Source organism: Streptomyces sp. NPDC052101 (genome assembly GCF_040680235.1).
In the GTDB taxonomy this organism is placed as follows: Bacteria; Actinomycetota; Actinomycetes; order Streptomycetales; family Streptomycetaceae; genus Streptomyces.
The window spans coordinates 104,480-131,450 of sequence record NZ_JBFAWH010000015.1 but is presented as its reverse complement, the minus strand read 5'-3'; the positions used below and the strand labels follow the sequence as shown (position 1 = coordinate 131,450).

Genomic DNA, 26,971 nt, shown 5'->3' with positions numbered 1-26,971 from the left:
TTACATATGCCTCGGGGTCACAGGCGCGCGCGGGTCGCTTCCAGCAGGCGTACGACCGACTCGTCGGCTACGTCCGCCACCTCGTCGTAGGCGAACCAGCGCAGGTCGAGGGACTCGTCGCTGATCGCCTGCTCGGCTCCGGCCGGGGCCAGGACCGCGTACTGGACGTCGTAGTGCCAGTGGCACGGTGCCGGGATCGGATGCCGGTCCAGGCGCACCGGGCCGCCGGGCAGCAGCGTCAGCCCGGCGATCCCGGACTCCTCGGTCGCCTCACGCAGCGCCGCCGCCTCCAGCGTGCCGTCCTGCGGCTCGCAGTGGCCGCCCATCTGCAGCCACATCCGCAGCTTCCTGTGGAGGGTCAGCAGCACCCGCTCGCGCGAGGGATCGATCACCAGGGCGCTCGCCGTGACATGGCCCGCGTGGCAGGCCTTCCACATGCCGTCCGGGTGGGCCGCCAGATGATCCAGATAGGCCTGGCGCAGCTCGTCCTGGCCCTCGTACCCCTTCAGCACGAGGACCGCGTCGTCGTACAGGCTCACTCGGCTTCGTCGCCCTTTGACTCGTCGTCCTTCTTCAGGTTCGGCTTCTCGGCGGAGCCGCTCGCGGCCTCGCCGAGCATCTTGTCCAGCTCCGAGAAGTCCAGCTGCTCGCGGTGGACGAAGCCGTCCGGGTCGTCCAGGTCGCCGGCCGTCGGCAGCATGTCCGGGTGAGCCCACAGGCCGTCCCGGCCGTCGACACCGCGCGCGTCCGTGAGCGAGGCCCACAGACGGGAGGCGTCACGCAGCCGGCGCGGGCGCAGCTCCAGGCCGATCAGCGTGGCGAACGTCTGCTCGGCGGGGCCACCGGTGGCGCGGCGGCGGCGCAGGGTCTCGCGCAGGGCGTCGGCGGACGACAGACGCGGCTTCGCGGCTGCGTGGACCACCGCGTCCACCCAGCCCTCGACGAGCGCCAGAGCGGTCTCCAGACGGGCCAGGGCAGCCTTCTGCTCGGGCGTGTCCTCCGGCTGGAACATGCCCTGCTGGAGGGCGTCCTGCAGCTGCTCGGGGTTCTGCGGGTCGAACTGGCCGACCACGTCCTCCAGCTTGGCCGTGTCGACCTTGATCCCGCGCGCGTACCCGTCGACCGCGCCGAACAGGTGCGAGCGCAGCCACGGCACATGCGTGAACAGGCGCTGGTGGGCCGCCTCGCGCAGGGCCAGGTAGAGCCGGACCTCCTCCTGCGGCACGCCGAGGTCCTTGCCGAAGGCCTCCACGTTGGCCGGGAGCAGCGCGGCCTTGCCGGCCGGGCCGAGTGGCAGGCCGATGTCCGTGGAGCCGACGACCTCGCCCGCGAGCACGCCGACGGCCTGCCCGATCTGGGTGCCGAACATGGCGCCGCCCATCGAGCGCATCATGCCGATCAGCGGGCCCGCCATGGCCTGCATCTCCTCCGGCAGGACGTCGCCCATGGCCGCGCCGACCCGCTCGGCGACCGGGTCGACCAGCTCCTGCCAGGCGGGCAGGGTCGCCTCGACCCACTCCGCGCGGGACCAGGCCACCGCCGAGGCGGAGCCCGACGGCAGGGACGTCGCATCGTCCAGCCACAGGTCGGCCAGGCGGACGGCCTCCTCGACCGCCTTGCGCTCGGTGGGGCCGACGCTGGCGTCCTTCGTGCCGTCCGGGGTGCCCTGGGCGACCGTCTGGCGGGCGATCTGCTTGGCCATGTCCCAGTTCACCGGACCGCCCTCGTAGGAGAGCATCTGGCCGAGCTGCTGGAACGCGGCGCCCAGGTCGGTGGGGTTCAGGGAACCGAACATCGCTGCGAGCGGATTGTCGGCGCCGGGGCCGCCCATCCCTCCGGCTCCGGGCAGGCCGCCGAAGCCGAACGGGTTGGCCGGTCCCTGCCCACCACCGCTCTGCTGGTCCTTCTTCTTGCCCTCGTCGCCGTCCTCCGGCTCCTCCGGCGGAAGGCCGAAACCGAATGGGGTGTCACTCACGGGATTCCTCGGCTGGTAAGGCCGCCGGTTCTCTCCGGCGGCGCGGCTGCCCGACAACACCACCAAGCGTAGACACCCGGACCCGATCGGGCCTCGGTGCTTCGCCCACGCAAGGCCTGCGGCAGGATGGATGCACCTGGTACGTACGCGTCACTCGCGCTCGTACTGAAGACAACCGCTGGAGACGCCCGGTGAGTTCCCCAGATCCGCAGGTTCGCGCAGCGCGAAACCCTTCAACCCCGCCCGCCCTGCGCGGACCCGTCGTCGCGGTCACCGGCGCCGCCACGGGGGTCGGCGCCCTGCTCACCGAGCGGCTCGCCGCCTGCGAGGAGATCAAGCAGGTCGTCGCCATCGACGAGCGGCGCGGGGAGTGCGCCGCCGCCGCATGGCACATCCTCGACGTGCGCGACCCGGCCATCGCGGACAAGCTACGGGGCGCCGACGTGGTCGTCCACCTCGCGCTCGACCTCGACCTGGAGACCGACCCGGCGGCTCGCACCGCGTACAACGTCCGGGGGACGCAGACCGTCCTCACGGCCGCCGCGGCGGCCGGCGTGCACCGGGTCGTGCTGTGCACCTCGGCGATGGTCTACGGCGCGCTGCCGGACAACGAGCTGCCCCTTTCGGAGGACGCCGAGCTGCGCGCGACCGCCGAGGCGACCGGGGTCGGGGACCTGCTGGAGATCGAGCGGCTGGCGCGACGGGCGCCGCGGGCGCATCCGGGGCTGAACGTCACCGTCGTACGGCCGGCCGTGCTGGTCGGAGGCACGGACACCGCGCTGACCCGGTACTTCGAGTCGCCGCGGCTGCTCGTCGTCGCCGGGTCGCGGCCCGCGTGGCAGTTCTGCCACGTCGAGGACCTGTGCAGCGCTCTGGAGTACGCCGTCCTGGAGAAGGTCGACGGAGAACTGGCCGTGGGCTGCGACGGGTGGCTGGAGCAGGAGGAGGTCGAGGAGCTGAGCGGGATCCGGCGGATGGAGCTGCCGTCGGCGGTCGCGCTGGGCGCGGCGGCCCGGCTGCACCGGATCGGGCTCACGCCGTCTCCGGCGGGAGACCTGGCCTACACGATGTATCCCTGGGTGGTCAGCGGGAGCCGGCTGCACGACGCCGGGTGGCGGCCGCGGTGGACCAACGAGGAGGTGCTCGCGGAGCTGCTGGAGGAGGTCTCCGGACGGCACACGGTCGCCGGGCGGCGGCTCGGCCGCAAGGACGCCACGGCGGCGGGCGCCGCGGGAGCGACGGTCGCCCTGCTGGGCGCGGCGGCCGTCGTACGCCGGGCTCGCAAGGCCCGGCGGCGGGCCTAGGCCGACAGGACGGTGCCCGTAGAAGTGCCTGTAGAAGACTCCAAACACGTCCACGCGCGTGCCTGGTGAATCTCGTATTCCCCGCTGTCACACGCGTGCGGCACGATGGGGGCATGGCACAAGCGAACGAGCACCCCGGTGAGCAGGCGGCGCAGGACCCGATCAAGCTGATCGGAGTCCGGGAGACCGCGCTCTCCGTGGACGAGGTGTTCCAGGCCGTCGGGGACGACGCGGCGGGGGGCATCGCGCTGTTCGTGGGGACGGTGCGCAACCACGACGCGGGAGCCGACGTGGACGCGCTCGGGTACTCCTGCCATCCCAGTGCCGAGGCCGAGATGCGGCGGATCGCCGAGAAGGTCGTGGCCGAGTACCCGGTGCGGGCGCTGGCCGCGGTGCACCGGGTGGGAGACCTGCGGGTCGGGGATCTCGCCGTCGTCGTGGGCGTTTCCTGTCCGCATCGCGCGGAGGCCTTCGACGCCTGCCGCAAGCTGATCGACGACCTCAAGCACGAGGTGCCGATCTGGAAGCACCAGAAGTTCTCCGACGGCACCGAGGAATGGGTCGGGGCCTGCTGAAGTCCGTCACCCGGAGCACTCCCGTCCCCCCGGTTGCGTAACCGGCCCCCTCGCGTGAGCGTTGTCAGTGCGGATTGTTAATCTGCTGATCAGTCAGTTGCGGACGCTCACGGCGTTGGGAGGTCGGCAATGGGGGCGCTTGTCTGGCTGCTGATTCCGCTTGTGGCCGCGATCGGCGGCGGGCTGTGGGGCAGCTGGGCCAACCGGACCCGCAAGGTGCGCGGCGACGGTCCCGAGCTGGACGGCTATGCCCGGTTCCGCGAGGCCATGGAGAAGTCCCGCACGGGTGCCGGCGGCGCGTGACGGGGTGCCCTGACGGTGCGCTGACAGAGGCGTCCCGTACTGTCGTGGCATGCCACGCCGCACCGCGACGATGCTCGCCTCCACCCTGATGCTGATCGCGCTCCTGTGCGCCGGAGTGCTCATCCCCGTGCCGTACGCGGAGATGTCTCCCGGCCCGACCGTGAACACACTGGGCAACCACGAGGGCGAGCCGGTGCTGCAGATCACCGGGCACCAGACGTACAAGGCCGACGGCAACCTGAACATGACGACGGTCCGGGTGACCAGCGCGGACTACCGGATGAACCTGGTGGAGGCGGTCTACGGCTGGCTCGACCACGACGCCAAGGTCATCCCCCACGACACGCTCTACCCGAACGGCACGACGGAGGAGCAGTCCACGCAGCAGAACGCCGAGGAGTTCAGCCAGTCCCAGGAGAGCGCCAAGGTCGCCGCCCTGAAGGAGCTGGGCATCCCGGTGAAGTCCTGGGTGATCGTCTCCACCGTGGTCAAGAACTCACCCGCCGAGGGCAAGCTGCACGCCGGTGACGTGATCAAGGCCGTCGACGGTACGGCCGTGAAGCAGCCCTCCGACGTCGCCAAGTTCGTCACCAAGCACAAGCCCGGCCAGAACGTCGTCTTCACCGTCGTCCCCGCCAAGGAGCAGGCCGCCGCCGAGAAGGCGCACAGGACGGCGACGAAGACGCAGGACGTCACCCTCACCACGACCACCTCCGACGACAGCGGCGCCAAGCGCGCCATCGTCGGTATCTCCGCCGGGACCGACCACACCTTCCCGTTCACCATCGACATCAAGCTCGCCGACGTCGGCGGCCCGAGCGCCGGCCTGATGTTCGCCCTCGGTATCTACGACAAGCTGACCCCGGGCAGTCTGACCGGCGGCAAGTTCATCGCCGGTACCGGCACCATCGACGACAACGGCACCGTCGGGCCGATCGGCGGCATCGAGATGAAGACCGTCGGCGCGCGCGACCAGGGCGCCCAGTACTTCCTGACGCCGGCCGACAACTGCGCGGCCGCCGCCCAGGACACCCCGAGCGGTCTCCGGCTGGTGAAGGTCAAGACGATCAAGGACGCGCTGGACGCGCTGAAGGACATCCGCAGCGGGAACACCGCGGCGCTGCCCCAGTGCACCACCAAGGGCTGAGCGGCCCATGACACGGCTGGGGGCGCCCCTTGGTGCAGGGGCGCCCCCAGCGCCGTGTCCCAGGGCAAGGGCCGGTCGTCAGGCCTCGAACGTCGCCGCCAGGGCCTGGGCCAGGCCGGGCACCAGGTCCGGGCCCGTCAGGACCTCCGTCGGGGAGTCCTTCTCACGCAGCCGCAGCGCCGACTCGCGGCCGCCGTCGCGCAGCACCGCGACCGTCATGCGCACCTCCTGGCGCTCGGGGTGCTCGGCCACCCACTTGGCCAGCTTGGCCTCGCTGAGGTTCTGCGGGACCTGCGCCTCGGCGGACGGCGGCAGCATCATGCGCTCCACCGAGAGCGCGCAGCCGGCCACCGCGTCGGGCCAGGCGATGGTGCCGAGGAACTCGTCCAGCGGCTTGCCGGACGGTAGCTCGTCCTGCTCGATCGGGGTGAGACCGGCGGACTCGGACCCGGCCTCAAGGCCCAGCTGGGCCGCGAGCGCGGGTTCCTGAGCCCGCAGCCGTGCGGTGTCGACAAGGGCGAAGAGGCGAGCGGGCTGGTCCCAGCCGAGGCCGGAGACGTACTCGTCGATCTCGAGTACGGCCCGGGTGAGCGGGCTCGCTGCCATGGGAGTGTTGGACATGGTCACAATCCTGCCTCGTTCACCGCCGTAATCGGGAACCGAGCACAGCGTGAGTAAGTTGCATAGGTGTGGGTCCGCGATCACGGGGGGCCACGGCGGGTCCGCGAACACGAGGGCCTGACGGATCGACAGCGAACTTCGAGGTGCGCACCTTGGCTTTCCAGATGCCGGACCGCGGCGGAGGCCCGACGGGGCCGCGGATCAGAGCGGGCCGCCCGTCCCGGCGGGTCAGGTCCCTGCTCATGACACTGGGTGTCCTGGCCGTCCTCGGCATGGCGTTCACCATGTTCGCGGGCTTCTGGACGGACTGGCTGTGGTACCGGTCGGTGCACTACTCGTCCGTGTTCACGACCATGCTGTGGACCAAGATCGGCCTCTTCTGCGTCTTCGGCCTGCTGATGGCGGTCGCGGTGGGGGTCAACATCTGGCTGGCGCACCGGCTGCGGCCCCCGTTGAGCGCCATGTCCATGGAGCAGCAGAGCCTCGACCGCTACCGGATGGGCATCGCGCCGTACAAGAAGTGGCTGCTGCTCGCCGTCACCGCGCTCGTCGGCCTGATCGCGGGTGCCTCGGCGGCCGGCCAGTGGCGGACCTGGCTGATGTGGGTCAACGGCGTGCCCTTCCACCAGAAGGACCCCCAGTTCCACCTCGACATCTCGTTCTACGCCTTCGACCTGCCCTGGTACCGCTTTCTGCTCGGCTTCGGCTTCGCCGCCGCCGTCCTGTGCCTGATCGCCGCCGCGCTCACGCACTATCTGTACGGCGGGCTGCGCGTCACCAGCCCCGGCGCGCGGGCCACCGCCGCCGCGACCGGGCATCTGTCGGTGCTGCTCGGCATCTTCGTCGCCCTGAAGGCGGTCGCCTACTGGCTCGACCGGTACGGCCTGGCCGTCAAGTCCAGCGACTTCAAGGCGACCGGCGAATGGACCGGCCTGCGCTATGTCGACGCCAACGCCTATCTGCCGGCGAAGACGATCCTGTTCTGCATCGCCGTCATCTGCGCGCTGCTCTTCTTCGCCACGCTGTGGCGGCGCACCTGGCAGCTGCCGGTCATCGGCTTCGGCCTGATGGTCCTCTCGGCGGTCCTGATCGGCGGCCTGTACCCGGCGATCGTGCAGAAGTTCCAGGTCCAGCCCAACGAGCAGGCCAAGGAAGCCCCGTACGTCCAGAAGAACCTGAAGGCGACCCGTGAGGCGTACGGCATCGACGACGCCAAGGTCACCGAGTACTCCGGTCAGTCCACGACGAAGGACAAGACCAAGCTGCGCGACGCCGCGAACGACGCGGCGAGCATCCGGATCCTGGACCCGAACATCGTCTCGCCGACGTTCCAGCAGCTGCAGCAGATGAAGAACTACTACGGCTTCCCGACCAACCTGGACGTCGACCGGTACACCAAGGACGGCAAGGACCAGGACACGGTCATCGGCCTGCGCGAGCTGAACCTGGACGGCATCCCGAAGAACAACTGGATCAACGACCACTTCCGCTACACGCACGGCTACAGCGCGGTCGCCGCCAAGGGCACCGAGGCCGACGACCAGGGCCAGCCGGTCTTCACCGAGTCCGACATGCCGTCCACGGGCGACCTGCCCCCGTACGAGCAGCGGATCTACTACGGCGAGAAGACCACCACGTACTCCATCGTCGGCGGCCCGCAGAAGGAGATCGACTACTCCGACAACAACGGCGAGAAGACCACCAGCTACACCGGCAAGAGCGGGGTGAACCTCGACAACCCGCTGAACCGGGCCGCGTACGCGGTGGCGTTCAACGAGCCGCAGATCCTCTACTCGGGCGCCATCGGCAAGGGCTCGCGGATCCTGTACAACCGCACGCCCAAGGAACGCGTCGAGGCCGTCGCCCCCTGGCTGACCATCGACGGCGACGCCTACCCCGCGGTCGTGAAGGGCCGCGTCCAGTGGATCGTCGACGCGTACACGACGTCGAACAGCTACCCCTATTCCTCCCGTACGACCCTGGGCGACACGACCGCCGACTCGCTGACCGCCGCCAACAACAACCGCGCGGTGGTGGCCCAGCAGAACCAGGTCAACTACATCCGCAACTCGGTGAAGGCGACCGTCGACGCGTACACCGGCGACGTCAGGCTGTACCAGTGGGACACCCAGGACCCGGTGCTGAAGACCTGGATGAAGGCGTTCCCGGGCACGGTGAAGCAGAAGAGCACCATCTCCCCGGAACTGCTGGCCCATCTGCGCTACCCGCAGGATCTGTTCAAGGTCCAGCGCGAGCTGCTCACCCGCTACCACGTGACGGACGCGCAGACCTTCCTCACCGGCAGCGAGGTGTGGCAGGTGCCGGACGACCCGACGAACAAGTCGGGCAACGCGGTGCCGCCGTACTACCTGAGCATGAAGATGCCCGACCAGCCGGCGCAGGCGTTCTCGCTGACCACGACGTTGACGCCCAACGGCCGGGACAACCTCAGCGCCTTCATGGCGGTCGACTCCGAGGCGGGCACCAGCGACTACGGCCAGATCAGAATCCTGAAACTGCCGACGAGCAAGACCGTGGGCGGCCCCAAACAGGTGCAGAGCCAGTTCAACTCCAACTCGCAGCAGAACATCGCCGAGTTCGTCCGGCTCATCAGAGGCGGCGACTCGGAGATCGAGTACGGCAATCTGCTGACCGTCCCGCTGGACGGAGGACTGCTCTATGTGGAGCCCGTCTACGTGCGCGGCGGTGAGCTGAAGTATCCGCTGCTGCGCAAGGTCCTGGTGACCTACGGCGGCACCACCGCGTTCGAGAACACCCTGGGCGAGGCGCTCGACAAGGTCTTCGGAACATCGGGCAGCACCACCTCGCCACCGGAGACCGGAACCACCAATCCGCCCACGTCCACCAATCCGACCGTCCAACAGGCCCTGGACGACGCCCAGAAGGCGTTCGACGCCGGCCAGAAGGCCCTGCGGGGGCCGGACGGGCCGGACTGGACCGCGTACAGCAAGGCCCAGAAGGACCTGAAGGACGCCCTGCAGCGGGCACGGGACGCGCAGGCCAAGGCCGGCCAGTCCGGCAGCGGCAAGAACGCCGGCGGCGGCTCCGGGAAGGGCAGCGGCCAGAAGGGGAATTGATCAAGCACATGCCGCGCCGTGGTACTGTTATCAGGCAACGGCGCGGGGTGGAGCAGCTCGGTAGCTCGCTGGGCTCATAACCCAGAGGTCGCAGGTTCAAATCCTGTCCCCGCTACTGCGATCGAAGGCCCGGATCCCAAGGGATCCGGGCCTTCGTGTGTGCGAACTCATGTACAGAGAGGAGGGACGGCCACGCCGCCGTGGGGAGTTGAGGGGTGTGTGTTTGACTTGTCTCCCTGTGGGCATGTCGACAAAACGCTGAAGTGACCTCACGGGCTGCGGTATACCGGGTGTACCCAGGTTGCAGGTGGTGCGACGATGGACGTTATGGGGGACAAGGCAACTCTGTTCGAGTCGGGGCGATTTGTGCAGCCTTCCGATGAGGAGCCGACCCGGGACGAGTTGAGCGACATGGCGGACGCCGCCGAAGAGGTACGCCTCGGGCTCGCCGCGCAGAGCGGCGACGCCGAGGCGGCGAGCGTCCTCGGAGCCATGCTGCTGCGCCGTGGCGACCTCGACGGAGCCGAAACCCATCTGCGGGCCGCCACCGCGGCCGGTGACCGGGCCGCCGCCAACAACCTCGGTGTCCTTCTGCATCAGCGCGGCTACCCCGAGGAGGCCGCCGGCTGGTGGCGTATCGCCGCCGTCGCCGGCTCGGCCGCCGCCGCGCACGCGCTGGGCCGCTACCACCGCGAGCGCGGGGACGAGCCCGCCGCCGAGTACTGGCTGCGCCAGTCCGCCGAGCAGGGCCATGTCCTCGGCGCCTACGCGCTCGCCGACCTGCTGGAGCACCGTGGGGACGTCGGCGCCGAGCACTGGATGCGGGTGGCCGCCGAGCGCGGACACCGGGAGGCCGCCTACCGGCTGGCGCGCGCGCTCGACCGTCAGGCCGGACCCGAGGACGAGAGTGGCCCTGACAACGCTGTCGCCGAGGCCGAGCAGTGGTACCGGCAGGCCGCCGCGCGCGGCCACCGGCGTGCCGCGCTGCACCTCGGCGCGATCCTGGAGAAGCGCGGGGAGCTGAAGGAGGCCGGGCGCTGGTACCTGACCTCCGCCAAGGACGGCGAGGCCCGCGCCGCCTGCGCGCTCGGCTTCCTGCTGCGCGACGCCGGGGACACCGAGAGCGCGGCCGTGTGGTGGCTGCGGGCCGCCCAGGACGGCGACGGCAACGCGGCCAACGCGCTCGGCGCGCTGCACGCCGAGCGCGGCGAGACACAGACCGCCGAGCGCTGGTACCGGGCGGCGCTGGACGCCGGCGACGACAACGGCGCCTACAACCTCGGGCTGCTCTGCGCCGAGCAGGGGCGGACCGCGCAGGCCGAGCAGTGGTACCGGCGGGCGGCCTACGCCGGGCACCGGGAGGCCGCCAACGCGCTCGCCATCCTGCTGCTCCAGGGCGGCGACACCACCGGCGCCGAGCCGTGGTTCTCCAAGGCCGCCGAGGCCGGCAGCGTGGACGCCGCGTTCAACCTCGGGATCCTCTACGCCGGGCGCGGCACCGGGCCGGAGGCGGAGATGGCGCTGCGCTGGTACGAGCGGGCGGCGGCCGCCGGGCACACCGAGGCTGCGCTCCAGGTCGGCATCGCCCGGCTGCGCGAGGGGGACGAGCAGGAGGCCGAGCGGCATCTGCGGTGTGCCGCGGGCGGCGGCAGCGCGGAGGCCGCGTACCGGCTGGCGACGCTGCTCGACGCGCGCAGGCCACCGGAGCCGGCGCATGAGCTGGGCGAGATCGTGCACGAGAAGACCGAGTGCGAGGAGTGGTACGAGCGCGCGGCCACGCAGGGGCACCGGCGGGCGCAGGTGCGGGTCGGCATGCTCGCGGCGGCCCGGGGGGACGTGGTCGAGGCGGCGCGGTGGTACCGGGCGGCCGCGGAGGCCGGCTCGCGCAACGGCGCCTTCAACCTCGGGCTGCTGCTGGCACGGGAGGGCAGCGAGCCGGAGGCGGCGGTGTGGTGGACCCGCGCCGCGGACGCCGGGCACGGCCGGGCCGCGTTGCGGCTGGCTCTGGTCTACGCGCGTCGTGGAGAGCTGGCGGAGGGACAGCGGTGGGCCGACAGGGCCGTCGCGCTCGGGCCGGCGGAGGTCTCTGAGCGGGCGGGGCGGTTGCGGGACGCGCTGCGGGAAGAGCTGTCGGCGTGACGCCGCGCTGGGCCTCGGCGGATTCTTTCCCACCCGCCCACCCGCCCACCCGCCCACGCGTCTCGCTCGGTCACAAGTGACCCTGGCCACGTGGCCCCCAACTGATTTGCTTCCCTGTGCCGCCCTCGCGTAATGTTCAGTTCACCGACGCGGGGTGGAGCAGCTCGGTAGCTCGCTGGGCTCATAACCCAGAGGTCGCAGGTTCAAATCCTGTCCCCGCTACTGAAGGCCTAGGGCCGGAATCCAGAAATGGGTTCCGGCCCTAGGTGCATTCAGGAGCAGATGCGTTCAGGGGCAGAGGAAGAGCAGAAAAAAGGGGGGCTTGCGCCCCCCTCGTTCAGCAGCCTGTCATGAGCCCGTGCAGTTCGGGCACAGGCCGCGGTACGTGACCTCGACATCCGACACCGTGAAGCCGAAGCGCTCCGTGTCGGGGAGGTCGGCGAGCGGGTTGCCCGTGGGATGGACGTCGCGGATCGCGCCGCAGCGGGCGCAGACCAGGTGATGGTGCGGCCGGTGCGCGTTCGGGTCGTAGCGCTTGGCGCGTTTGTCCGTCGCGACTTCCAGCACCTCGCCGAGCGAGACCAGCTCGCCCAGGGTGTTGTAGACGGTCGCCCGGGAGATCTCGGGCAGCTTCGCGACAGCCCGTGCGTGGACCTCGTCGGCCGTCAGATGGACGTGCTCGCCGTCGAGGACCTCCGCTACGACGCGCCGCTGCGCGGTCATCCGCCATCCGCGTCCACGCAGCCGTTCCAGAAGGTCGCTCATGGCTACCAGCCTAACAGCAAGGGGGACCAGGACGGGAATGGGTGTGAGATTGGATCTGCATTTGACTTAGAACTTGTCCAATGTAGGATCCAGAACGGCTTTGGCCATAGGGCAGGACTGGGACAGGACAGTCAGCAATGACGCAGGAGGCGCACGTGACGCAGGGACCGCTCACCACGGAGGCCGGTGCACCGGTCGCCGACAACCAGAACAGCGAGACGGCGGGCGTCGGCGGGCCGGTCCTCGTCCAGGACCAGCTGCTGCTGGAGAAGCTGGCCCACTTCAACCGCGAGCGCATTCCGGAGCGGGTCGTGCACGCCCGTGGCGCCGGCGCGTACGGCACCTTCACGGTGACCGCGGACGTCACGCCGTACACCCGCGCGGCCTTCCTCTCCGAGGCCGGCAAGGAGACCGAGGTCTTCCTGCGCTTCTCGACGGTGGCCGGCAACCTCGGCGCGGCGGACGCCGTCCGTGACCCGCGGGGCTTCGCGCTGAAGTTCTACACCGAGGAGGGCAACTACGACCTCGTCGGCAACAACACTCCGGTGTTCTTCATCCGGGACGCGATCAAGTTCCCGGACTTCATCCACACCCAGAAGCGCGACCCGTACACGGGCAGCCAGGAAGCCGACAACGTGTGGGACTTCTGGTCGCTGTCGCCGGAGTCGACCCACCAGGTGACCTGGCTCTTCGGTGACCGCGGCATCCCGGCGTCGTACCGGCACATGGACGGTTTCGGCTCGCACACCTTCCAGTGGAGCAATGAGGCCGGCGAGGTCTTCTGGGTCAAGTACCACTTCAAGACCGACCAGGGGATCAAGAACCTCACCGCGGAAGAGGCCGAGGCGCTCGCCGGCAAGGACCCCGACTCGCACCAGCGGGATCTGCGTGAGGCGATCGAGCGGGGCGAGTTCCCGAGCTGGACCGTGGGTGTGCAGATCATGCCGGCGGCCGACGCGGCGACGTACCGCTTCAACCCGTTCGACCTGACCAAGGTGTGGCCGCACGCGGACTACCCCGTCATCGAGATCGGCAGGCTGGAGCTGAACCGCAACCCGCGGAACGTCTTCGCCGAGGTCGAGCAGTCGATCTTCAGCCCCGCGCACTTCGTGCCGGGCGTCGGCCCCTCGCCCGACAAGATGCTCCAGGGCCGGCTCTTCGCCTACGGCGACGCGCACCGCTACCGCGTCGGCATCAACGCCGACCATCTGCCGGTGAACCGTCCGCACGCCACCGAGGCGCGTACGAACGCGCGGGACGGCCACCTCTACGACGGCCGACACGGCGGGGCGAAGAACTACGAGCCGAACAGCTTCGGCGGGCCGCGGCAGACCGGCCGTCCGCTGTGGCAGCCGACCGGCGTCGACGGCTGGACAGGCAACCACCCGACACCCGTGCACGCCGAGGACGACGACTTCGTGCAGGCGGGCAACCTCTACCGGCTGATGTCCGAGGAGGAGAAGGAGCGTCTGGTGGCCAACCTCGCGGGCGCGATGGCGCCCGTCTCGCGCGAGGAAATCGTCGAGCGCGCGATCGGCAACTTCGCGGGCGCCGACGCCGACTTCGGCAAGCGGCTGGAGGCGGCGGTGCGGGCGCTGCGCGGCTGAGCCGGCGGTAGTCAGCAGCGAGCCTGCGACACACCCGTGCCCCCGGTGCCTCAAGGGCCTGGGGCCCCGGGCCGGACCCCACGGTGCTCAGGGGTCCGGCCCGTCCGTCTGCTCATAACCGGCTCATAACCGGCTCATAACCGGCTCAGAACCTGCTCAGGGCTGGCTCAGGACCGGCTCAGCGCCGGTGCGGGCTCGCGGGCCGGGGCCCAGCAGCGGATGATGTCGCGCACCGAGACGATTCCCGCCACCTCGCCGCGGTCGAGGACGACCAGATGCCGGAAGCCGCCGTGGGCCATGGCGCGGGCGGCCTGCTCCAGGGTCCAGGTGGGGGCGGCGAAGACGACGTCGGTGGTGGTGTGGGCGTGGGTGCGTTCCGTGTCCGGGTTCTGGCCGAGGCCGACGGAGTTGAGGATGTCGCGTTCGGTGAGGATGCCGATCCCGCCGGCGTCCGGGTCGAGGACGACGGCGGCGCCGATGCGGCGGGCGGACATCAGGGCGGCTGCCTGGCGGAGGGTGTGGGCGGGTCCGACGGTGAGGACCACCGTGCTCATGGCGTCACGTACCAGCATGGATGGGGCCACCTCCTCGGAATCCACGGAACCCGCGGATTCACAAATTCACAAGTGGGGGTGGGCTCAGAGTGCCAGGTAAAGGACGGGTCAACAAGGGGGCGCGCAGTGCCAGTTGAGGGCGTATCGGGAGTACTCCCGTGTCTCAGCGCCCCTGGTTGAGATACCCCAGCAACTTGTCGTGCAGCAGGCCGTTGGACGCCGCCGCGTTGCCGCTGTGCGGACCGGGGGTGCCGTTGAGGCCGGTGAAGGTGCCGCCGGCCTCCGTGACGATGATCGCGTTGGCCGCCATGTCCCACAGCGACAGCTCCGGTTCCGCGCAGATGTCCACGGATCCCTCGGCGACCATCATGTACGGCCAGAAGTCGCCGTACGCGCGCGTGCGCCACACCTGGCGGGTGAGGTCGAGGAAACCGCCCAGACGGCCCTGCTCCTCCCAGCCGGAGAGGGAGGAGTACGCGAAGGAGGCGTCCGCGAGTTCGCCGACGCGGGAGACATGGATGCGGCTCGCGGAGGTCAGACTGCGGCCGGTGAACGCGCCGTGGTCCTTCGCGGCCCACCAGCGGCGGCCGAGGGCAGGGGCGGAGACGACACCGACGACGGGCTGGAAGCCGTCCTCGCCCGCCTCCATCAGGGAGATGAGCGTCGCCCAGACCGGGACGCCGCGGACGTAGTTCTTGGTGCCGTCGATGGGGTCGATCACCCAGCGGCGGGGGCCGGTGCCCTCGACGCCGTACTCCTCACCGAGGATCGCGTCCCTGGGGCGGGCGCGCTGGAGCTGGCCGCGGATGAGTTCTTCCGCGGCCTTGTCCGCTTCGCTCACCGGGGTCATGTCCGGCTTCGTCTCCACCTTCAGGTCGAGGGCCTTGAAGCGGTCCATGGTGGCGGCATCGGCGGCGTCCGCGAGGACGTGGGCGAAGCGCAGGTCGTCGAGGTAGTCCGGCATGAGGGCACGGTATCTGCCTGGCGGGTGCGGGAGCCACCAGGCGGGGTGTGTCGCCTGCCCGTGCATGCGGGGTGCCGCTGTCCGCGCCGCTCTCGGCGTAAAGCGCGCCCCCGAGCCACGCGAACCCTTGACAGTGCATACAAGCGCGTCAAATCTGGGCGCAGAGTCGCTCTGTCCAGGGAGGCGATGATGCCTGCAGCCCGGGAGTCCCTGCTGGACGCCGCCTATACGGCCCTCGTGCGCCGGCCGTGGTCCGCGGTGCGGATGGTCGATGTCGCCGCGGCGGCCGGAGTGTCCCGGCAGACCCTGTACAACGAGTTCGGCAGCAAGGACGGGCTGGCCCGGGCGCTGGTGCGGCGGGAGGCCGACGGCTATCTGACCGGGGTCGAGCGGGCGCTCGCCGCTCCGGGGGAGCCGGGGGAGCGGCTCACGGCCGTGGTCGAGTGGACCAGCTCCGCCGCCCGGGAGAACGCGCTGGTACGGGCCATGCTCACCGGTTGCTGGACCGAACGGCTGCCCGCCCCGCCGCTCGCCGCCGTGCCGTCCGCCTCCTCGGTGCCGGCGCAGCGCCGCGCGGACGGGCCGCTGCCGACGCCCCGCGACTTCGTGCGGATGGTGCGGGACCGCGCGGTCAGCGCCCTGACCGGTCCCACCGCCACCCCCGTCGACACCGCCGAGCTGACCCGCCCCTGCGAACTGGTCGTACGTCTCGCGCTGTCCTGTGTCGCGGCGCCACCGGCGGAGGGCGGCGGCATGGCGGACCTGGTCAAAGCGGTCGTCCCCGCGGTCGCCCCTCCTCGGACGGCGTGATCCACGCGCTGTCCCCGGCCCCCGTATCCGCTGCTTAACCAGCCGGCCCACCCGTCGGGCCTAGTGCGTCGAGCCCGACAGCTGCAGTCCGATCACGCCGACGATGACCAGGCTGATCGAGACGATCTTCAGGGTGGAGACCAGGTCGCCGAGGAAGACCATGCCGTAGATCGCGGTGCCGGCCGCGCCGATGCCGGTCCACACCGCGTAGGCGGGACCGACGTCGAGCTTCTTCAGGGACAGGGTCAGCAGGCCGAAGCTGCCGAGGGCGAACGACGCGAAGGCGATCGTCGGCCAGAGCCGGGTGAACCCGTGCGAGAGCTTCAGGCACACGGCGAAACCGGTCTCCAGAACTCCGGCCACGATCACCAGCAGCCACGCCATGCGCTGTCCTCCCGTTGATCCGGATCTCCGGTTCGGTGCGATTATGCACTTACCGGCGTGTCACCCGGCCAAACAACGCGATGGTCAGTCGCCGTCCCTGCGCTCCCGCGTGGCCAGCAGCCGGCGCAGCGAGTACAGCCGCGCGGGATCCGCGTGCCCCTCCTCGACCCACGCGTCCAGCGCGCAGTCCGGCTCGTCGTGGCTGCACGCGCGCGGGCAGCCCTCCGTGCCGGGTTCGAGGTCGGGGAAGGCGTGGATGACCCGCGACGGGTCGATGTGCGCGAGGCCGAAGGAGCGGACGCCCGGGGTGTCGATGGCCCAGCCGTCCGTGCTCGTGAGCGGCAGCGCGAGAGCCGAGGTCGTGGTGTGGCGGCCGCGGCCCGTCACCGCGTTCACACGGCCCGTCGTACGCCGTCGGTCCTCGGGGACCAGCGCGTTCACCAGCGTCGTCTTGCCGACGCCGGAGTGGCCGACGAACGCGGTGATACGGCCGTCCAGATGCTCCCGCACCCGGTCCGCCGCGTCCCCGTTCTCCAGCTCGTCGCGGCTGGTGACGACGTACGGGATGTCGAGGGCGCCGTACAGCTCCAGCATCTTGTCCGGCGGGGCCAGGTCCGACTTGGTCATCACCAGCAGCGGCTCCAGGCCGCCGTCGTAGGCGGCGACCAGACAGCGGTCGATGAGGCGGGGGCGCGGCTCGGGGTCGGCGAGCGCGGTCACGATCGCGAGCTGGTCGGCGTTGGCGACCACCACCCGCTCGTACGGATCGTCGTCGTCGGCCGTGCGGCGCAGCACCGAAGTGCGCTCTTCGATCCGGACGATCCGGGCCAGGGTGTCCTTCTTGCCGGACAGGTCGCCGACCAGGGCCACCCGGTCCCCGACCACCGCCGCCTTGCGGCCCAGCTCGCGGGCCTTCATCGCGATCACGATCCGGTCCTCGACCAGACAGGTCAGCCGGCCGCGGTCGACCGTGAGGACCATGCCCTCGGCCGCGTCCTCGTGCTTGGGCCGGATGCTCGTACGCGGCCGGTTGCCCTTGCGGTTGGGACGGGTGCGGATGTCGTCCTCGTCGGTGTGCTTGCCGTAGCGGCGCATGGCGTGTCCCCTACTGCCCGAGCATCCCGGTCCACAGTTCGGGGAAGTCCGGCAGGGTCTTCGCCGTCGTGGCCACGTTCTCGATCCGGACACCCTCGACGGCCAGGCCGATGATCGCGCCGGCGGTCGCCATGCGGTGGTCCTCGTAGGTGTGGAAGACACCGCCGTGCAGCGGGCGCGGGCGGATGTGCAGGCCGTCGGCGGTCTCGGTGACATCACCGCCCAGCTCGTTGATCTCCTTGGTGAGCGCGGCCAGCCGGTCCGTCTCGTGCAGCCGCAGATGCGCCACGCCCCGCAGGGTCGAGGGAGAGTCGGCGAGGGCCGCGACGGCCGCGATGCCGGGGGTCAGCTCGCCGACGTCGCCCAGGTCCACGTCGATGCCGTGGACGGCGCCCGAACCGGTGAACTCCAGCCCGTACTCGGTGAGTTCGCAGATCCCGCCCATCTCGGTGAAGATCTCCCGCAGCCGGTCACCCGGCTGGGTGGTGCGCTCCGGCCAGTCCGGGATCAGCACCTTGCCGCCGGTGACCAGGGCCGCCGCCAGGAACGGCTGGGCGTTGGACAGGTCCGGCTCGATCGTCAGGTCCCGGCCGAGCAGCGCGCCCGGCGTCACCCGCCACACGTTGGGCTCGCCGCCCGACTCCGGGGTGTCCACCTGGGCGCCGACCGCGCGCAGCATGTCCACGGTCATCCGGATGTGCGGCAGCGAGGGCAGGGACGCGCCGGTGTGGCGGACCTCGACACCCTGGTTGAACCGCGGGCCGGACAGCAGCAGTGCCGACACGAACTGGGAGGACGAGGACGCGTCGATCGACACCGGCCCGCCGTCCAGCGCCCCGCCGCCGTGCACGGTCAGCGGCAGCGCGCCCCGGCCGTCGTCGTCGATCCGGGCGCCGAGTGTGCGCAGCGCGTCGATCACGCCGTTCAGCGGGCGCTCGTACGACCGCGGGTCCCCGTCGAACCGGATGGGGCCGTCGGCCAGCGCGGCCACCGGGGGCAGGAAGCGCATCACCGTGCCGGCGTTGCCGACGTCGACCGTGGCCGGGCCGCGCAGGCCCGTCGGCAGCACCCGCCAGGCCTCGCCCGTGCCGTCGGGGCCCACCCCTTCCTCGATCTCCACGCCCATGGCCCTGAGGGCACCGGCCATCAGCAGGGTGTCGCGGGAGCGCAGCGGGCGGCGCAGCCAGCCGGGCTCGGAGGCGAGGGCGGCCAGCACCAGCGCACGGTTGGTGACCGACTTGGACCCGGGCACGTGGACCGTCGCGTCGACGGCTCCGCTCGCGTGCGGGGCGGGCCAGAGAGCGGGAGGGGCGGTATTCGGGGCCATAGGGCCACTTTATAAGGAGGGCCGGGGGGCCGTTTTTGTCTGCGGCCGAGTGGGGGCCGGTCGCTCCCCCGAGTGTCATGCCTGCAGCAGCCAGCCGCCCCCGCCGATCAGCGAGCACAGGGTCACCGCGTGGAACAGGAACAGCCACAGTCCCGCCGGTACATGCGTGAGCCGGGACAGCTGGTCCGCGTCCGAGTCGCCGGCGCCGCCCCGGGACCGCTTCATCTGCAGCTCGAACGGCGGCCGTACCCCGCCGAACAGCAGGAACCACACCACCGCGTACGCGAACGCCGCCTGCACCTGGGGTCCCGCCAGCCAGGACACCAGCAGGAACGCGCCCCCGGCCAGCACCACGGTCAGGACGCCGTACGCGTTGCGGATCATCACCAGCATCGCCACCAGCAGGGCCGTCGCCGCCCACAGCAGCAGTGTGATGCGGCCCGCGGCCAGCAGGGCGGCGCCGCCGAGGCCCAGCAGCGAGGGCGCCGTGTAGCCGGCCGCGGCGGTCAGGATCATGCCCAGCCCGTACGGCTTGCCCCGGCTGAGCGTGAGGCCGCTGGTGTCGGAGTGGAGCCGGATGCCGGTGAGCTGCCGGCCGGTGAGCAGCGCGATCAGTCCGTGGCCGCCCTCGTGCGCGATGGTGATCGCGTTGCGGGATATGCGCCACACGGTGTGCGGGACCACGACGGCGAGCGCGGCGGCCAGCGTGGCGAGCACCACCCACAGATCGGGGTCGGGCTGGGTGCCGGTGAGCCGGTCCCAGAGGTCGGGCAGCGCGAGGGCGGCGAGGCTGTCCATGTCCGGTATGGCTCCCTGTTGTCGTACGGAGTCTGGCAGTGTGACATGTATGTGCGGACGGTATGCATCCAGTCGTAGGCCCGAGGATCTCGCAGGAGTCTTCGAGATCGAGAAGTGGGAGCCCGAGGAGACCCTGGAGCCCGACTACAACGTGGCTCCGACCAAGGAGGTCTACGCCGTCCTCGACCGTCCCGTGAAAGACGCGGACTCCCCGCGTCCGGTTCGCCAGCTGCGCAGACTGAAGTGGGGCCTGGTGCCCTCCTGGGCCAAGACGCCCGAGGGTGGCGCCCGGATGATCAACGCGCGCGCCGAGACCGTGCACGAGAAGCCCGCCTACCGCCGTGCCTTCGCCGCCCGGCGCTGCATCCTGCCCGCCGACGGCTACTACGAGTGGGTCACCGGCAAGGACGAGCGCGAGCTGGAGGTCGAGGGCAAGAAGAAACGGCCGCGCAAGCAGCCGTACTTCGTGCTGCCGGCCGACGGCTCGGTGTTCGCGATGGCCGGGCTGTACGAGTTCTGGCGCGACCGGACCCTGCCCGACGACCACCCGCAGGCCTGGTGGGTCACCTGCACGGTGATCACCACGGAGGCCGAGAAGACCCCGCTGGCCGTCGCCCCCGCCGAGGGCCCGCACGTCCTGGCCGACATCCACCCCCGGATGCCGCTGATGCTCACCCCGGACCGCTGGGACGCCTGGCTCGACCCGGGCCGCACCGACCCCGACGAGCTGCGCGAGCTGCTGGCCCCGCCGCCGCCCGGCCTGATGCGCGCCTACCCGGTCGCCACGGCCGTCAGCAACGTCCGCAACAACGGCCCGGAGCTGCTGAAGGAGCTGGCGGCGCCGGAAGAGGGCACACTCTTCTGACGTGACCACAGAGATCGTCGGTACGGACGCGGGGGATGCCCGCATCACCTGGCACCGGGCGCGCAAGGCCCGGCTGGTGCTGGCCGCGGGCCATGGCGCCGGCGGCGGCATCGAGGCCCGTGACCTGCAGGCCCTCGCCCGGACGCTGCCCGCGCACGGGGTGAGCGTCGCCCTCGTCGAGCAGCCCTGGCGGGTCGCGGGCAAGAAGCTCGCGCCCGCGCCGAAGACCCTGGACACCGGCTGGCGCGGGGTGTGGCCGGCGCTCGCGAAGCCGGGGCTGCCGGTGATCTCCGCCGGCCGCAGCGCGGGGGCCCGGGTCGCCTGCCGTACGGCGGCCGAGCTGGGCGCGCACGCCGTGCTCGCGCTGAGCTTCCCGCTGCACCCGCCGGGCAAGCCGGAGAAGTCCCGCGCCGGGGAACTGCTCGGGGCGGGGGTGCCCACCCTGGTCGTACAGGGCGGCAACGACCCCTTCGGGAAGCCGGCGGAGTTCCCGGCGGGCGACTTCGAGTTGGTCGAGGTGGCGCACGGGGATCATGGCTTCGCCGTGCCCAAGCGCGCGGAGATCACCCAGGAGCGGGCCCTGGAGATCATCACCGAGGGTGTCGCGGAGTGGATCGTGTCACTCGGGTGACGGCAGGGAATGCTCCGCGGCGGACCACTGTTGTGGCGGACAGAAGTGCTGAGGCCTCGGCACCGACGTCGTAGGGAAGGAAGTCCGCCGCATGGGTTCGACCGTCTGCCCGAGCCGCAGCAGCCGCCTTGACCTGGACTGGTCGGTACTGCACGCGCCCAAGACCGCGCCAATTCGAGGGGCGGCGGGCACGGGTCGTGTTCTATCCTCCGAATCGAGTGGGACCGGTCTCGGTCCTGCCCGGGATCTTGAGGAGGTGGGTCCGGTCACCGGTACCGACGCAGGGACCGACAACGGCCAGGCGGAGCAGCCCGAGGGCCAGGGTGTGAGCGCGGAGGCGACTTCCGAGTCCACCGCGGAGCGCAGTGCGCGCTTCGAGCGGGACGCGCTCGAATACCTCGACCAGATGTATTCGGCCGCGCTGCGCATGACGCGCAACCCGGCCGACGCCGAGGACCTGGTGCAGGAGACCTACGCCAAGGCGTACGCGTCCTTCCACCAGTTCCGCGAGGGCACCAACCTCAAGGCGTGGCTGTACCGGATCCTCACCAACACCTTCATCAACTCCTACCGCAAGAAGCAGCGCGAGCCGCAGCGCTCCGCCGCGGAGGAGATCGAGGACTGGCAGCTCGCCCGCGCCGAGTCGCACATGTCGACGGGTCTGCGCTCCGCCGAGTCGCAGGCGCTCGACCACCTGCCCGACTCGGACGTGAAGGAAGCGCTGCAGGCGATCCCCGAGGAGTTCCGCATCGCCGTCTATCTCGCGGACGTAGAGGGCTTTGCGTACAAGGAGATCGCGGACATCATGGGGACACCCATCGGTACGGTGATGTCCCGGCTGCACCGGGGCCGCCGTCAACTGCGCGGCATGCTGGAGGACTACGCCCGTGAGCGCGGGCTGGTACCGGCGGGCGCCGGAGAGTCGAACGAAGCGAAAGGTTCGGGCTCATGAGCTGCGGAGATCCGCACGAGACGGACTGCAGTGAGGTCCTCGACCACCTGTACGAGTTCCTCGACAGCGAGATGCCGGACGTCGATCGCGACAAGTTCCAGCACCACTTCGAGGAATGCTCTCCGTGCCTGGAGAAGTACGGCCTGGAGCAGGCCGTGAAGAAGCTGGTCAAGCGGTGCTGCGGGCATGACGACGTGCCCTCTGACCTGCGCGCGAAGGTCATGGGGCGGATCGACCTGATCCGCTCCGGCCAGGCCGTGCCGGAACACGACGTCACCGCCACCTCCCCGGAGGCGTGACCGCCGCGCCTCGGGGCAGCCGACCGCCGGGTCATCACCCGAATGTGCTAATCCTCAGGTCATAAGCCCCATGGCCCCCGATCCCCGCCCTAGGCTCCGAGCCTCGACAGGGACGGTCGGGGAGGGGCGCGATGGAGGCGGTACCGGCGCGGGCACGCGGCTATGTGGCCGGAGTCTCCCTGCTGGCCCTGCTCTGCCTCCTGCCACTGCCGACACTGCGCACCCCGTGGTGGGCGCTCGGCCTGCTCTGCGCGCTCTACGCCGTCTGCGAGCACGTCGTACGCCGCCGCTTCGGCGGCACCTTCTACCCCGTCCTGCTCGCCGGGGCGTTCCTGCTGCCCCCGCCGGCCGCCGCGCTCGTCCCGCTGCCCGCGGCCCTGCTCTCCCCGGTCGGGCACGGCCCCGCGCTGCCGCGGCGCATCTGGCGGGCCGCACGGCTCGCGCTCGCCGTATGGGGCGCGGCCCGGGTGCACTGGGCGTTCGGCGGCCGGGACGCGGTCGTCGGCTGCGACTTCCCGTACGCGCTGCTGCCCGCCTGCGCGGCCGTCCTCGCCTTCTGCCTGGTCCTCACCGCCCTCGACGGCGGCATCCGCGCGGTCGCCCAGGGCGTCCCGCCGCGCCGGGCCTGGCGCGGGCTGCTGTCCCGCTCGCTCGCGCCGGTCGCGGTGCACGGACTCGCCGGGCTGATGATGGCCGTGCTGTGGCGCAGCCCGTACGGCCCGGTCGCAGCCCTGCTCGTGCTGCTGCCGATGTGCGTGTCCTGGTGGATCTTCGCCCAGTACCACCGCGAACGCGCCGCCCACCAGGCCACCATCCGCGCCCTCGTGCAGGCCGTCGACATCAAGGACGGCTACACCCGCGGCCACAGCGAACGCGTCGGACAGGCCTCGGTGATGATCGCCCGGGAACTCGGCATGGACGACGACCGCGTCGAGACGCTCCGCTTCGCCGGCATCCTGCACGACGTCGGCAAGCTCGGTGTCCCCACCCGGCTGCTGCGCAAGGACGGCCCGCTCACCCCCGAGGAACGCCGGATCATCGAACTGCACCCCGAGTACGGCCATGAGATGGTCCGCGGGATCTCCTTCCTCGGCGAGGCCCGCGCCGCGATCCTGCACCACCATGAGCGCCTCGACGGCAGCGGCTACCCGTACGGCCTGGTCGGCACCCAGATCCCCGAGTGCGCCCGCATCGTCGCCGTCGCCGACGCCTTCGACGCCATGACCTCCACCCGCTCCTACCGCAGGGCCCGGCCCGTCGAGGCGGCCGTCACCGAGCTGGAGCGCTGTGCGGGCTCGCAGTTCGACCCGCGGATGGTCGGCGCGCTCGCCCGTGCGCTCGGCCGCTACGGCTGGCATCCCGCGGTCACCGCCGACGAGCCCCCGTACGAGGCGCAGGGCCGGCAGCCGGCCACCGGGGCATCCCGGTGACCGCCCTGCGGATCGTCCACGGCGCCGCCGCCCTCGCCGCGGCCGGCGCCCTCGCCATCACCCTGTGGACCGGCCTGGAGGACCGGGGCGTCGCGCTCGCCTTCGGGGTGCTCACCGCCGTCGGCGAGCTGACCCGGTGGAACGGCGCCCAGGTACGGCAGGCCGCGCCCCTCGCCACCGCCGGCTCGCTGTCGTACGCCCTGCTCGGAGCGGACGGCGGGCGGCCCGCGCAGCACGCCCCGGCGCAGATCGTCACCGTCGTCCTCGCCGCCGCCCTGCTCGGCGCCGTGCCGCACATCTGGTCCGGGCGCACCCCCACCCTCGATCACCTGGCCCGCCGCGTGCTCACCGTCGGTTTCACCGCCGTCTGCTTCCAACCCCTGTACGACCAGGGCCTGTTCGCCTCCTGGGGCGGCCCCGCCTACGCCCTCCTCCTGGTCACCCTGCTCGGCCTCGCCGCCCTGTGCGACGCGGTCCTGGCCGCCGTGCTCGCGCACTCCCGCACCCGCTGGCCCTTCGGCCCGCTGCTGCGCGAGGAGCTGCGCGGGCTGCTCGGCATCGGCTCCGCGGTCTGTGCGACCGGCGCGGTGATGGCGCTCGCGGTCGCCGTCGCCGGGCTGTGGGCGCTGCCCGTGTTCTGTCTGCCGTTGCTGCTCACCCAGTGGTCCGTGCGGCGTTACGCGGCCGTCCGCGCCACCTACCGGCAGACCATCGCCTCCCTCGCCCGCGCCACCGAGATCGCCGGCTGCACCCCCGCCGGGCACGCCCGCCGCGTCGCCGTGCTCAGCCTCGCCGTCGGCCGGGACCTCGGTCTGACCGAGGGCGAACTGACCGTCCTGGAGTACGCGGCGCTCATGCACGACATCGGCCAGCTCAGCCTGGTCGACCCGGTCCCGGCCGGCGCCACCGCCGGCCTGCCGCCGGCGCAGCAGCGGCGGATCGCGCTGCTCGGCGGGGCCGTCGTCCGGCAGACCGGGGTGGCCGCGGCCGTCGCCGTGATGGTGGAGCGGCAGGCGGACCCCTACCGCGAACAGCCCCTCGCCGCACGGATCATCCGGGCTGTGAACGCCTACGAGGAGAAGAGCCGGGACGCCGGCCCCGAGGGGCCCCTGCGGGCGCTGGAGGAGCTGCGCCTCGGCACCGCCGATGACTACGCCCCGGGAGTGGTGGAGTCCCTCGCCCGGGTGCTGGCCCGGCCACGGTCCTGGCGGGAGAGCGCGCCGGTGGTGGGCGACGGGAGAGGCACGCCACTGTCTGACCCCGCCCGCCGCTGGGTAACCCATGGGTAATGAGCGCCTTTCCCGCCGTACGTGGTTGGATGCGAGGGAGAGGGTGTCCGGGGGCACAAGCCAGCCCACTGTGCGGAACTGGAACTGGCAGGCGGGAATCGTGAGGATCTTCGGCAAGGGACGGCACCGGCCCTCCGCCTCCTGGCGGCAGGCCACCGACCGCGCGTTCACGCTGATCGGCGACGGCCGGTACGAGGACGCGGGCGAGCTGCTGACACGGGCCGCCGACCTGGAGCCCTGGCTGTCGGAGTCCTGGTTCAACCTCGCCCTGCTGCACAAGTTCCGGCACGACTGGGAGCAGGCCCGCGCGGCCGGGCTGCGCGCGGTCGCGCTGCTCGACCGGGAGACCGGGGCGCCCGACTGGTGGAACGTCGGGATCGCCGCCACCGCGCTGCAGGACTGGCCGCTGGCCCGCCGTGCCTGGCAGGCGTACGGGCTGAAGGTGCCCGGAGGCGCCACCGTCGCCGCGGAACCGGCCGGCATGGAGCTGGGCAGCGCGGCCGTACGGCTCTCCCCGGAGGGCGAGGCCGAGGTCGTCTGGGGCCGCAGGCTGGACCCGGCGCGGATCGAGGTGCTGTCCATCCCGCTTCCCTCGTCCGGGCGGCGCTGGGGCGAGGTCGTGCTGCACGACGGCGTCCCGCACGGCGAGCGCACGACGTCCGCCGGACACGCCTACCCGGTCTTCGACGAGATCGAGCTGTGGGCGCCGTCGCCGGTGCCGACCTGGGTGGTCCTGCTGGAGGCGGCCACGGAGGCGGACCGGGACGCACTGGAGCAGCTGGCGGCCGACGCCGGGTTCGCCGCGGAGGACTGGTCCTCCTCGGTGCGGCTGCTGTGCCGGACGTGTTCGGAGTCCCGGATGCCCTCGGACGAGGGCGACGGGGTGCACCTGGATCCGCACGACCACAGTGAGCCCGGGCATCCCGGGCCGCTGGGGCACCGCACGGACGGGCAGCTGTGGGTGCCGGAGCGGGAGTGCGGGGTGGCGGCGCCGGCTTCGCTGGTTCGTGGGTTGCTGGATGGATGGGTTGCCGACAGCCCGGACTCGCGTGATTGGCGGGATCTCGAAGAGGTGTGCTGAGGCCGTCTGCCGACTGCGGGTGCGTTGGGGCTGGTCGCGCCCACGCGGCGGAGCCGCATATCGACACAGCCCCGCGCCCCTTCAGGGCGCGCCCCGTACCCTGTATCAGCAACTTCACCACCTGTTTTTCTGAGGAAGGCGTACGTCGGTCATGGCGCAGCAGGACACCGATCAGCAGCACCCGGGCGTGCTCCCCGTCGACGACGAGGGCTATGTCGTCGACACGGAGGACTGCGAGGAGCGCGAGGAGGCCTGGCGGGAGCGCGGGACCTCGCGGCCGATCACGGTCGTCGGCAACCCGGTGCTGCACAAGGAGTGCAAGGACGTCACCGAGTTCGGTGAGGAGCTGCGGCAGCTGGCCGCCGATATGTTCGCCTCGCAGCGCACCGCCGAGGGCGTGGGCCTGGCCGCCAACCAGATCGGTGTCGACCTGAAGGTCTTCGTCTACGACTGCATGGACGACGAGGGCGTCCGGCACGTCGGCGTCGTGTGCAACCCGAAGCTGGTCGACCTGCCCGCCGACAGGCGCCGGCTGGACGACAGCAACGAGGGCTGCCTGTCCGTGCCGACGGCGTACGCGCCGCTCGCCCGTCCCGACTACGCCGAGGTCACCGGCCAGGACGAACAGGGCAACCCGATCAAGGTCCGCGGCACCGGCTACTTCGCTCGGTGTTTGCAGCACGAGACCGACCACCTCTACGGCTACCTGTACATCGACCGGCTGTCCAAGCGTGACCGCAAGGACGCGCTGCGTCAGATGGCCGAGAACGAGCCACGTTACCCGGTGGTCGCCAACGACTAGCCACCACAGGGCACTTGGGGCGCCCGGCCGGGATCACCCCCGGTCGGGCGCCCTTCGTATGCCGCCGTCTCGCTCGCTCGTGCGTCGTACAAACAGTCCCTTCTGTGTGCGTTGTGATCCTTAATCGGTCAGCCAAGGGGAGATTCTCGGCACCTT

At 71.3% G+C, this 26,971-nt stretch carries 26 protein-coding genes and 2 tRNA genes; 18 read left to right on the top strand and 10 right to left on the bottom strand.

Annotated features, from left to right (window positions below; all coding sequences use genetic code 11):
- Positions 1–17 precede the first annotated feature (17 nt).
- Positions 18–539: an NUDIX hydrolase gene (locus AB0L75_RS26095; RefSeq protein ID WP_365185143.1), complete on the bottom strand. Its 522-nt coding sequence runs from the start codon at positions 537–539 to the stop codon at positions 18–20.
- Positions 536–1,975 carry a zinc-dependent metalloprotease gene (locus AB0L75_RS26090; protein WP_365185141.1) on the bottom strand — a complete coding sequence of 480 codons (1,440 nt, stop codon included), beginning with the start codon at positions 1,973–1,975 and terminating at the stop codon, positions 536–538. Before AB0L75_RS26090 ends, AB0L75_RS26095 begins: the two co-directional genes overlap by 4 nt.
- Positions 1,976–2,166: 191 nt before the next feature.
- Here AB0L75_RS26090 and AB0L75_RS26085 point away from each other — a divergent pair, with 191 nt between their 5' ends.
- From AB0L75_RS26085 to AB0L75_RS26070, 4 genes are all read left to right on the top strand, one after another.
- Positions 2,167–3,279, top strand: coding sequence for an SDR family oxidoreductase (locus AB0L75_RS26085; protein ID WP_365185138.1), 1,113 nt, complete (start codon positions 2,167–2,169; stop codon positions 3,277–3,279).
- Between the two features lie 113 nt (positions 3,280–3,392).
- On the top strand, positions 3,393–3,854 hold the full coding sequence (locus tag AB0L75_RS26080; protein WP_365185136.1) for a molybdenum cofactor biosynthesis protein MoaE: 462 nt from the start codon (positions 3,393–3,395) through the stop codon (positions 3,852–3,854).
- Between the two features lie 129 nt (positions 3,855–3,983).
- Entirely contained in the window at positions 3,984–4,157 is a 174-nt protein-coding gene (locus AB0L75_RS26075) for a hypothetical protein (protein WP_365185133.1), read from the top strand.
- A 49-nt stretch (positions 4,158–4,206) separates the two neighbouring features.
- On the top strand, positions 4,207–5,304 hold the full coding sequence (locus AB0L75_RS26070; protein WP_365185130.1) for a PDZ domain-containing protein: 1,098 nt from the start codon (positions 4,207–4,209) through the stop codon (positions 5,302–5,304).
- A gap of 78 nt (positions 5,305–5,382) precedes the next feature.
- On the opposite strand, the gene AB0L75_RS26065 is transcribed toward AB0L75_RS26070, so the two are convergent.
- Positions 5,383–5,925, bottom strand: coding sequence for a PPA1309 family protein (locus tag AB0L75_RS26065; RefSeq protein WP_365185128.1), 543 nt, complete (start codon positions 5,923–5,925; stop codon positions 5,383–5,385).
- A 164-nt stretch (positions 5,926–6,089) separates the two neighbouring features.
- Here AB0L75_RS26065 and AB0L75_RS26060 point away from each other — a divergent pair, with 164 nt between their 5' ends.
- The 4 genes from AB0L75_RS26060 to AB0L75_RS26045 all read left to right on the top strand — a co-directional run bounded on the left by AB0L75_RS26060 (position 6,090) and on the right by AB0L75_RS26045 (position 11,384).
- Positions 6,090–9,023, top strand: a complete 2,934-nt coding sequence (locus tag AB0L75_RS26060; RefSeq protein WP_365185386.1) for a UPF0182 family protein — start codon at positions 6,090–6,092, stop codon at positions 9,021–9,023.
- A gap of 41 nt (positions 9,024–9,064) precedes the next feature.
- Positions 9,065–9,138, top strand: a tRNA-Met gene (locus tag AB0L75_RS26055).
- 203 nt (positions 9,139–9,341) lie between these two features.
- Entirely contained in the window at positions 9,342–11,162 is a 1,821-nt protein-coding gene (locus tag AB0L75_RS26050; RefSeq protein WP_365185125.1) for a tetratricopeptide repeat protein, read from the top strand.
- A gap of 148 nt (positions 11,163–11,310) precedes the next feature.
- Positions 11,311–11,384, top strand: a tRNA-Met gene (locus tag AB0L75_RS26045).
- Between the two features lie 126 nt (positions 11,385–11,510).
- Here AB0L75_RS26045 and AB0L75_RS26040 read toward each other — a convergent pair.
- Positions 11,511–11,927 carry a Fur family transcriptional regulator gene (locus AB0L75_RS26040; RefSeq protein WP_365185122.1) on the bottom strand — a complete coding sequence of 139 codons (417 nt, stop codon included), beginning with the start codon at positions 11,925–11,927 and terminating at the stop codon, positions 11,511–11,513.
- Positions 11,928–12,082: 155 nt separating this feature from the next.
- On the opposite strand from AB0L75_RS26040, the gene AB0L75_RS26035 reads away from it, so the two are divergent.
- Positions 12,083–13,534, top strand: coding sequence for a catalase (locus tag AB0L75_RS26035; RefSeq protein WP_365185121.1), 1,452 nt, complete (start codon positions 12,083–12,085; stop codon positions 13,532–13,534).
- A gap of 167 nt (positions 13,535–13,701) precedes the next feature.
- Here AB0L75_RS26035 and AB0L75_RS26030 read toward each other — a convergent pair whose 3' ends face one another.
- Positions 13,702–14,106 carry a CBS domain-containing protein gene (locus tag AB0L75_RS26030; RefSeq protein ID WP_365185119.1) on the bottom strand — a complete coding sequence of 135 codons (405 nt, stop codon included), beginning with the start codon at positions 14,104–14,106 and terminating at the stop codon, positions 13,702–13,704.
- Positions 14,107–14,251: 145 nt separating this feature from the next.
- Positions 14,252–15,052 carry a histidinol-phosphatase gene (hisN, locus tag AB0L75_RS26025; protein ID WP_365185116.1) on the bottom strand — a complete coding sequence of 267 codons (801 nt, stop codon included), beginning with the start codon at positions 15,050–15,052 and terminating at the stop codon, positions 14,252–14,254.
- A gap of 186 nt (positions 15,053–15,238) precedes the next feature.
- Here hisN and AB0L75_RS26020 point away from each other — a divergent pair, with 186 nt between their 5' ends.
- Positions 15,239–15,862: a TetR/AcrR family transcriptional regulator gene (locus AB0L75_RS26020; protein WP_365185114.1), complete on the top strand. Its 624-nt coding sequence runs from the start codon at positions 15,239–15,241 to the stop codon at positions 15,860–15,862.
- Between the two features lie 60 nt (positions 15,863–15,922).
- On the opposite strand, the gene AB0L75_RS26015 is transcribed toward AB0L75_RS26020, so the two are convergent.
- The 4 genes from AB0L75_RS26015 to AB0L75_RS26000 form a co-directional block, all read right to left on the bottom strand.
- Positions 15,923–16,246, bottom strand: coding sequence for a multidrug efflux SMR transporter (locus AB0L75_RS26015; protein ID WP_365185111.1), 324 nt, complete (start codon positions 16,244–16,246; stop codon positions 15,923–15,925).
- Positions 16,247–16,330: 84 nt separating this feature from the next.
- Positions 16,331–17,341, bottom strand: a complete 1,011-nt coding sequence (gene rsgA, locus AB0L75_RS26010; RefSeq protein ID WP_365185109.1) for a ribosome small subunit-dependent GTPase A — start codon at positions 17,339–17,341, stop codon at positions 16,331–16,333.
- A 10-nt stretch (positions 17,342–17,351) separates the two neighbouring features.
- Positions 17,352–18,668, bottom strand: coding sequence for a 3-phosphoshikimate 1-carboxyvinyltransferase (gene aroA, locus AB0L75_RS26005; RefSeq protein ID WP_365185108.1), 1,317 nt, complete (start codon positions 18,666–18,668; stop codon positions 17,352–17,354).
- 75 nt (positions 18,669–18,743) lie between these two features.
- On the bottom strand, positions 18,744–19,466 hold the full coding sequence (locus tag AB0L75_RS26000) for a M50 family metallopeptidase (RefSeq protein WP_365185105.1): 723 nt from the start codon (positions 19,464–19,466) through the stop codon (positions 18,744–18,746).
- 49 nt (positions 19,467–19,515) lie between these two features.
- Here AB0L75_RS26000 and AB0L75_RS25995 point away from each other — a divergent pair, with 49 nt between their 5' ends.
- The 8 genes from AB0L75_RS25995 to def all read left to right on the top strand — a co-directional run bounded on the left by AB0L75_RS25995 (position 19,516) and on the right by def (position 26,815).
- Positions 19,516–20,331 carry an SOS response-associated peptidase gene (locus tag AB0L75_RS25995; protein WP_365185103.1) on the top strand — a complete coding sequence of 272 codons (816 nt, stop codon included), beginning with the start codon at positions 19,516–19,518 and terminating at the stop codon, positions 20,329–20,331.
- Position 20,332: 1 nt separating this feature from the next.
- Positions 20,333–20,962 (top strand): alpha/beta family hydrolase, encoded by a 630-nt coding sequence (locus AB0L75_RS25990; RefSeq protein ID WP_365185100.1) that lies wholly within the window; start codon positions 20,333–20,335, stop codon positions 20,960–20,962.
- A 256-nt stretch (positions 20,963–21,218) separates the two neighbouring features.
- A complete protein-coding gene (gene sigR, locus AB0L75_RS25985) occupies positions 21,219–21,914 on the top strand; it encodes an RNA polymerase sigma factor SigR (protein ID WP_365185098.1) in 696 nt (231 codons plus the stop codon).
- Positions 21,911–22,213 (top strand): mycothiol system anti-sigma-R factor, encoded by a 303-nt coding sequence (rsrA, locus tag AB0L75_RS25980; RefSeq protein WP_365185095.1) that lies wholly within the window; start codon positions 21,911–21,913, stop codon positions 22,211–22,213. Before sigR ends, rsrA begins: the two co-directional genes overlap by 4 nt.
- 131 nt (positions 22,214–22,344) lie before the next feature.
- Complete coding sequence (locus AB0L75_RS25975; RefSeq protein WP_365185093.1) at positions 22,345–23,643, top strand: HD-GYP domain-containing protein; 1,299 nt, start codon at positions 22,345–22,347, stop codon at positions 23,641–23,643.
- Complete coding sequence (locus tag AB0L75_RS25970) at positions 23,640–24,932, top strand: metal-dependent phosphohydrolase (RefSeq protein ID WP_365185090.1); 1,293 nt, start codon at positions 23,640–23,642, stop codon at positions 24,930–24,932. Before AB0L75_RS25975 ends, AB0L75_RS25970 begins: the two co-directional genes overlap by 4 nt.
- A gap of 100 nt (positions 24,933–25,032) precedes the next feature.
- Positions 25,033–26,013: a hypothetical protein gene (locus tag AB0L75_RS25965; protein ID WP_365185088.1), complete on the top strand. Its 981-nt coding sequence runs from the start codon at positions 25,033–25,035 to the stop codon at positions 26,011–26,013.
- Between the two features lie 151 nt (positions 26,014–26,164).
- Positions 26,165–26,815 (top strand): peptide deformylase, encoded by a 651-nt coding sequence (def, locus tag AB0L75_RS25960; protein ID WP_365185085.1) that lies wholly within the window; start codon positions 26,165–26,167, stop codon positions 26,813–26,815.
- Positions 26,816–26,971 lie beyond the last annotated feature (156 nt).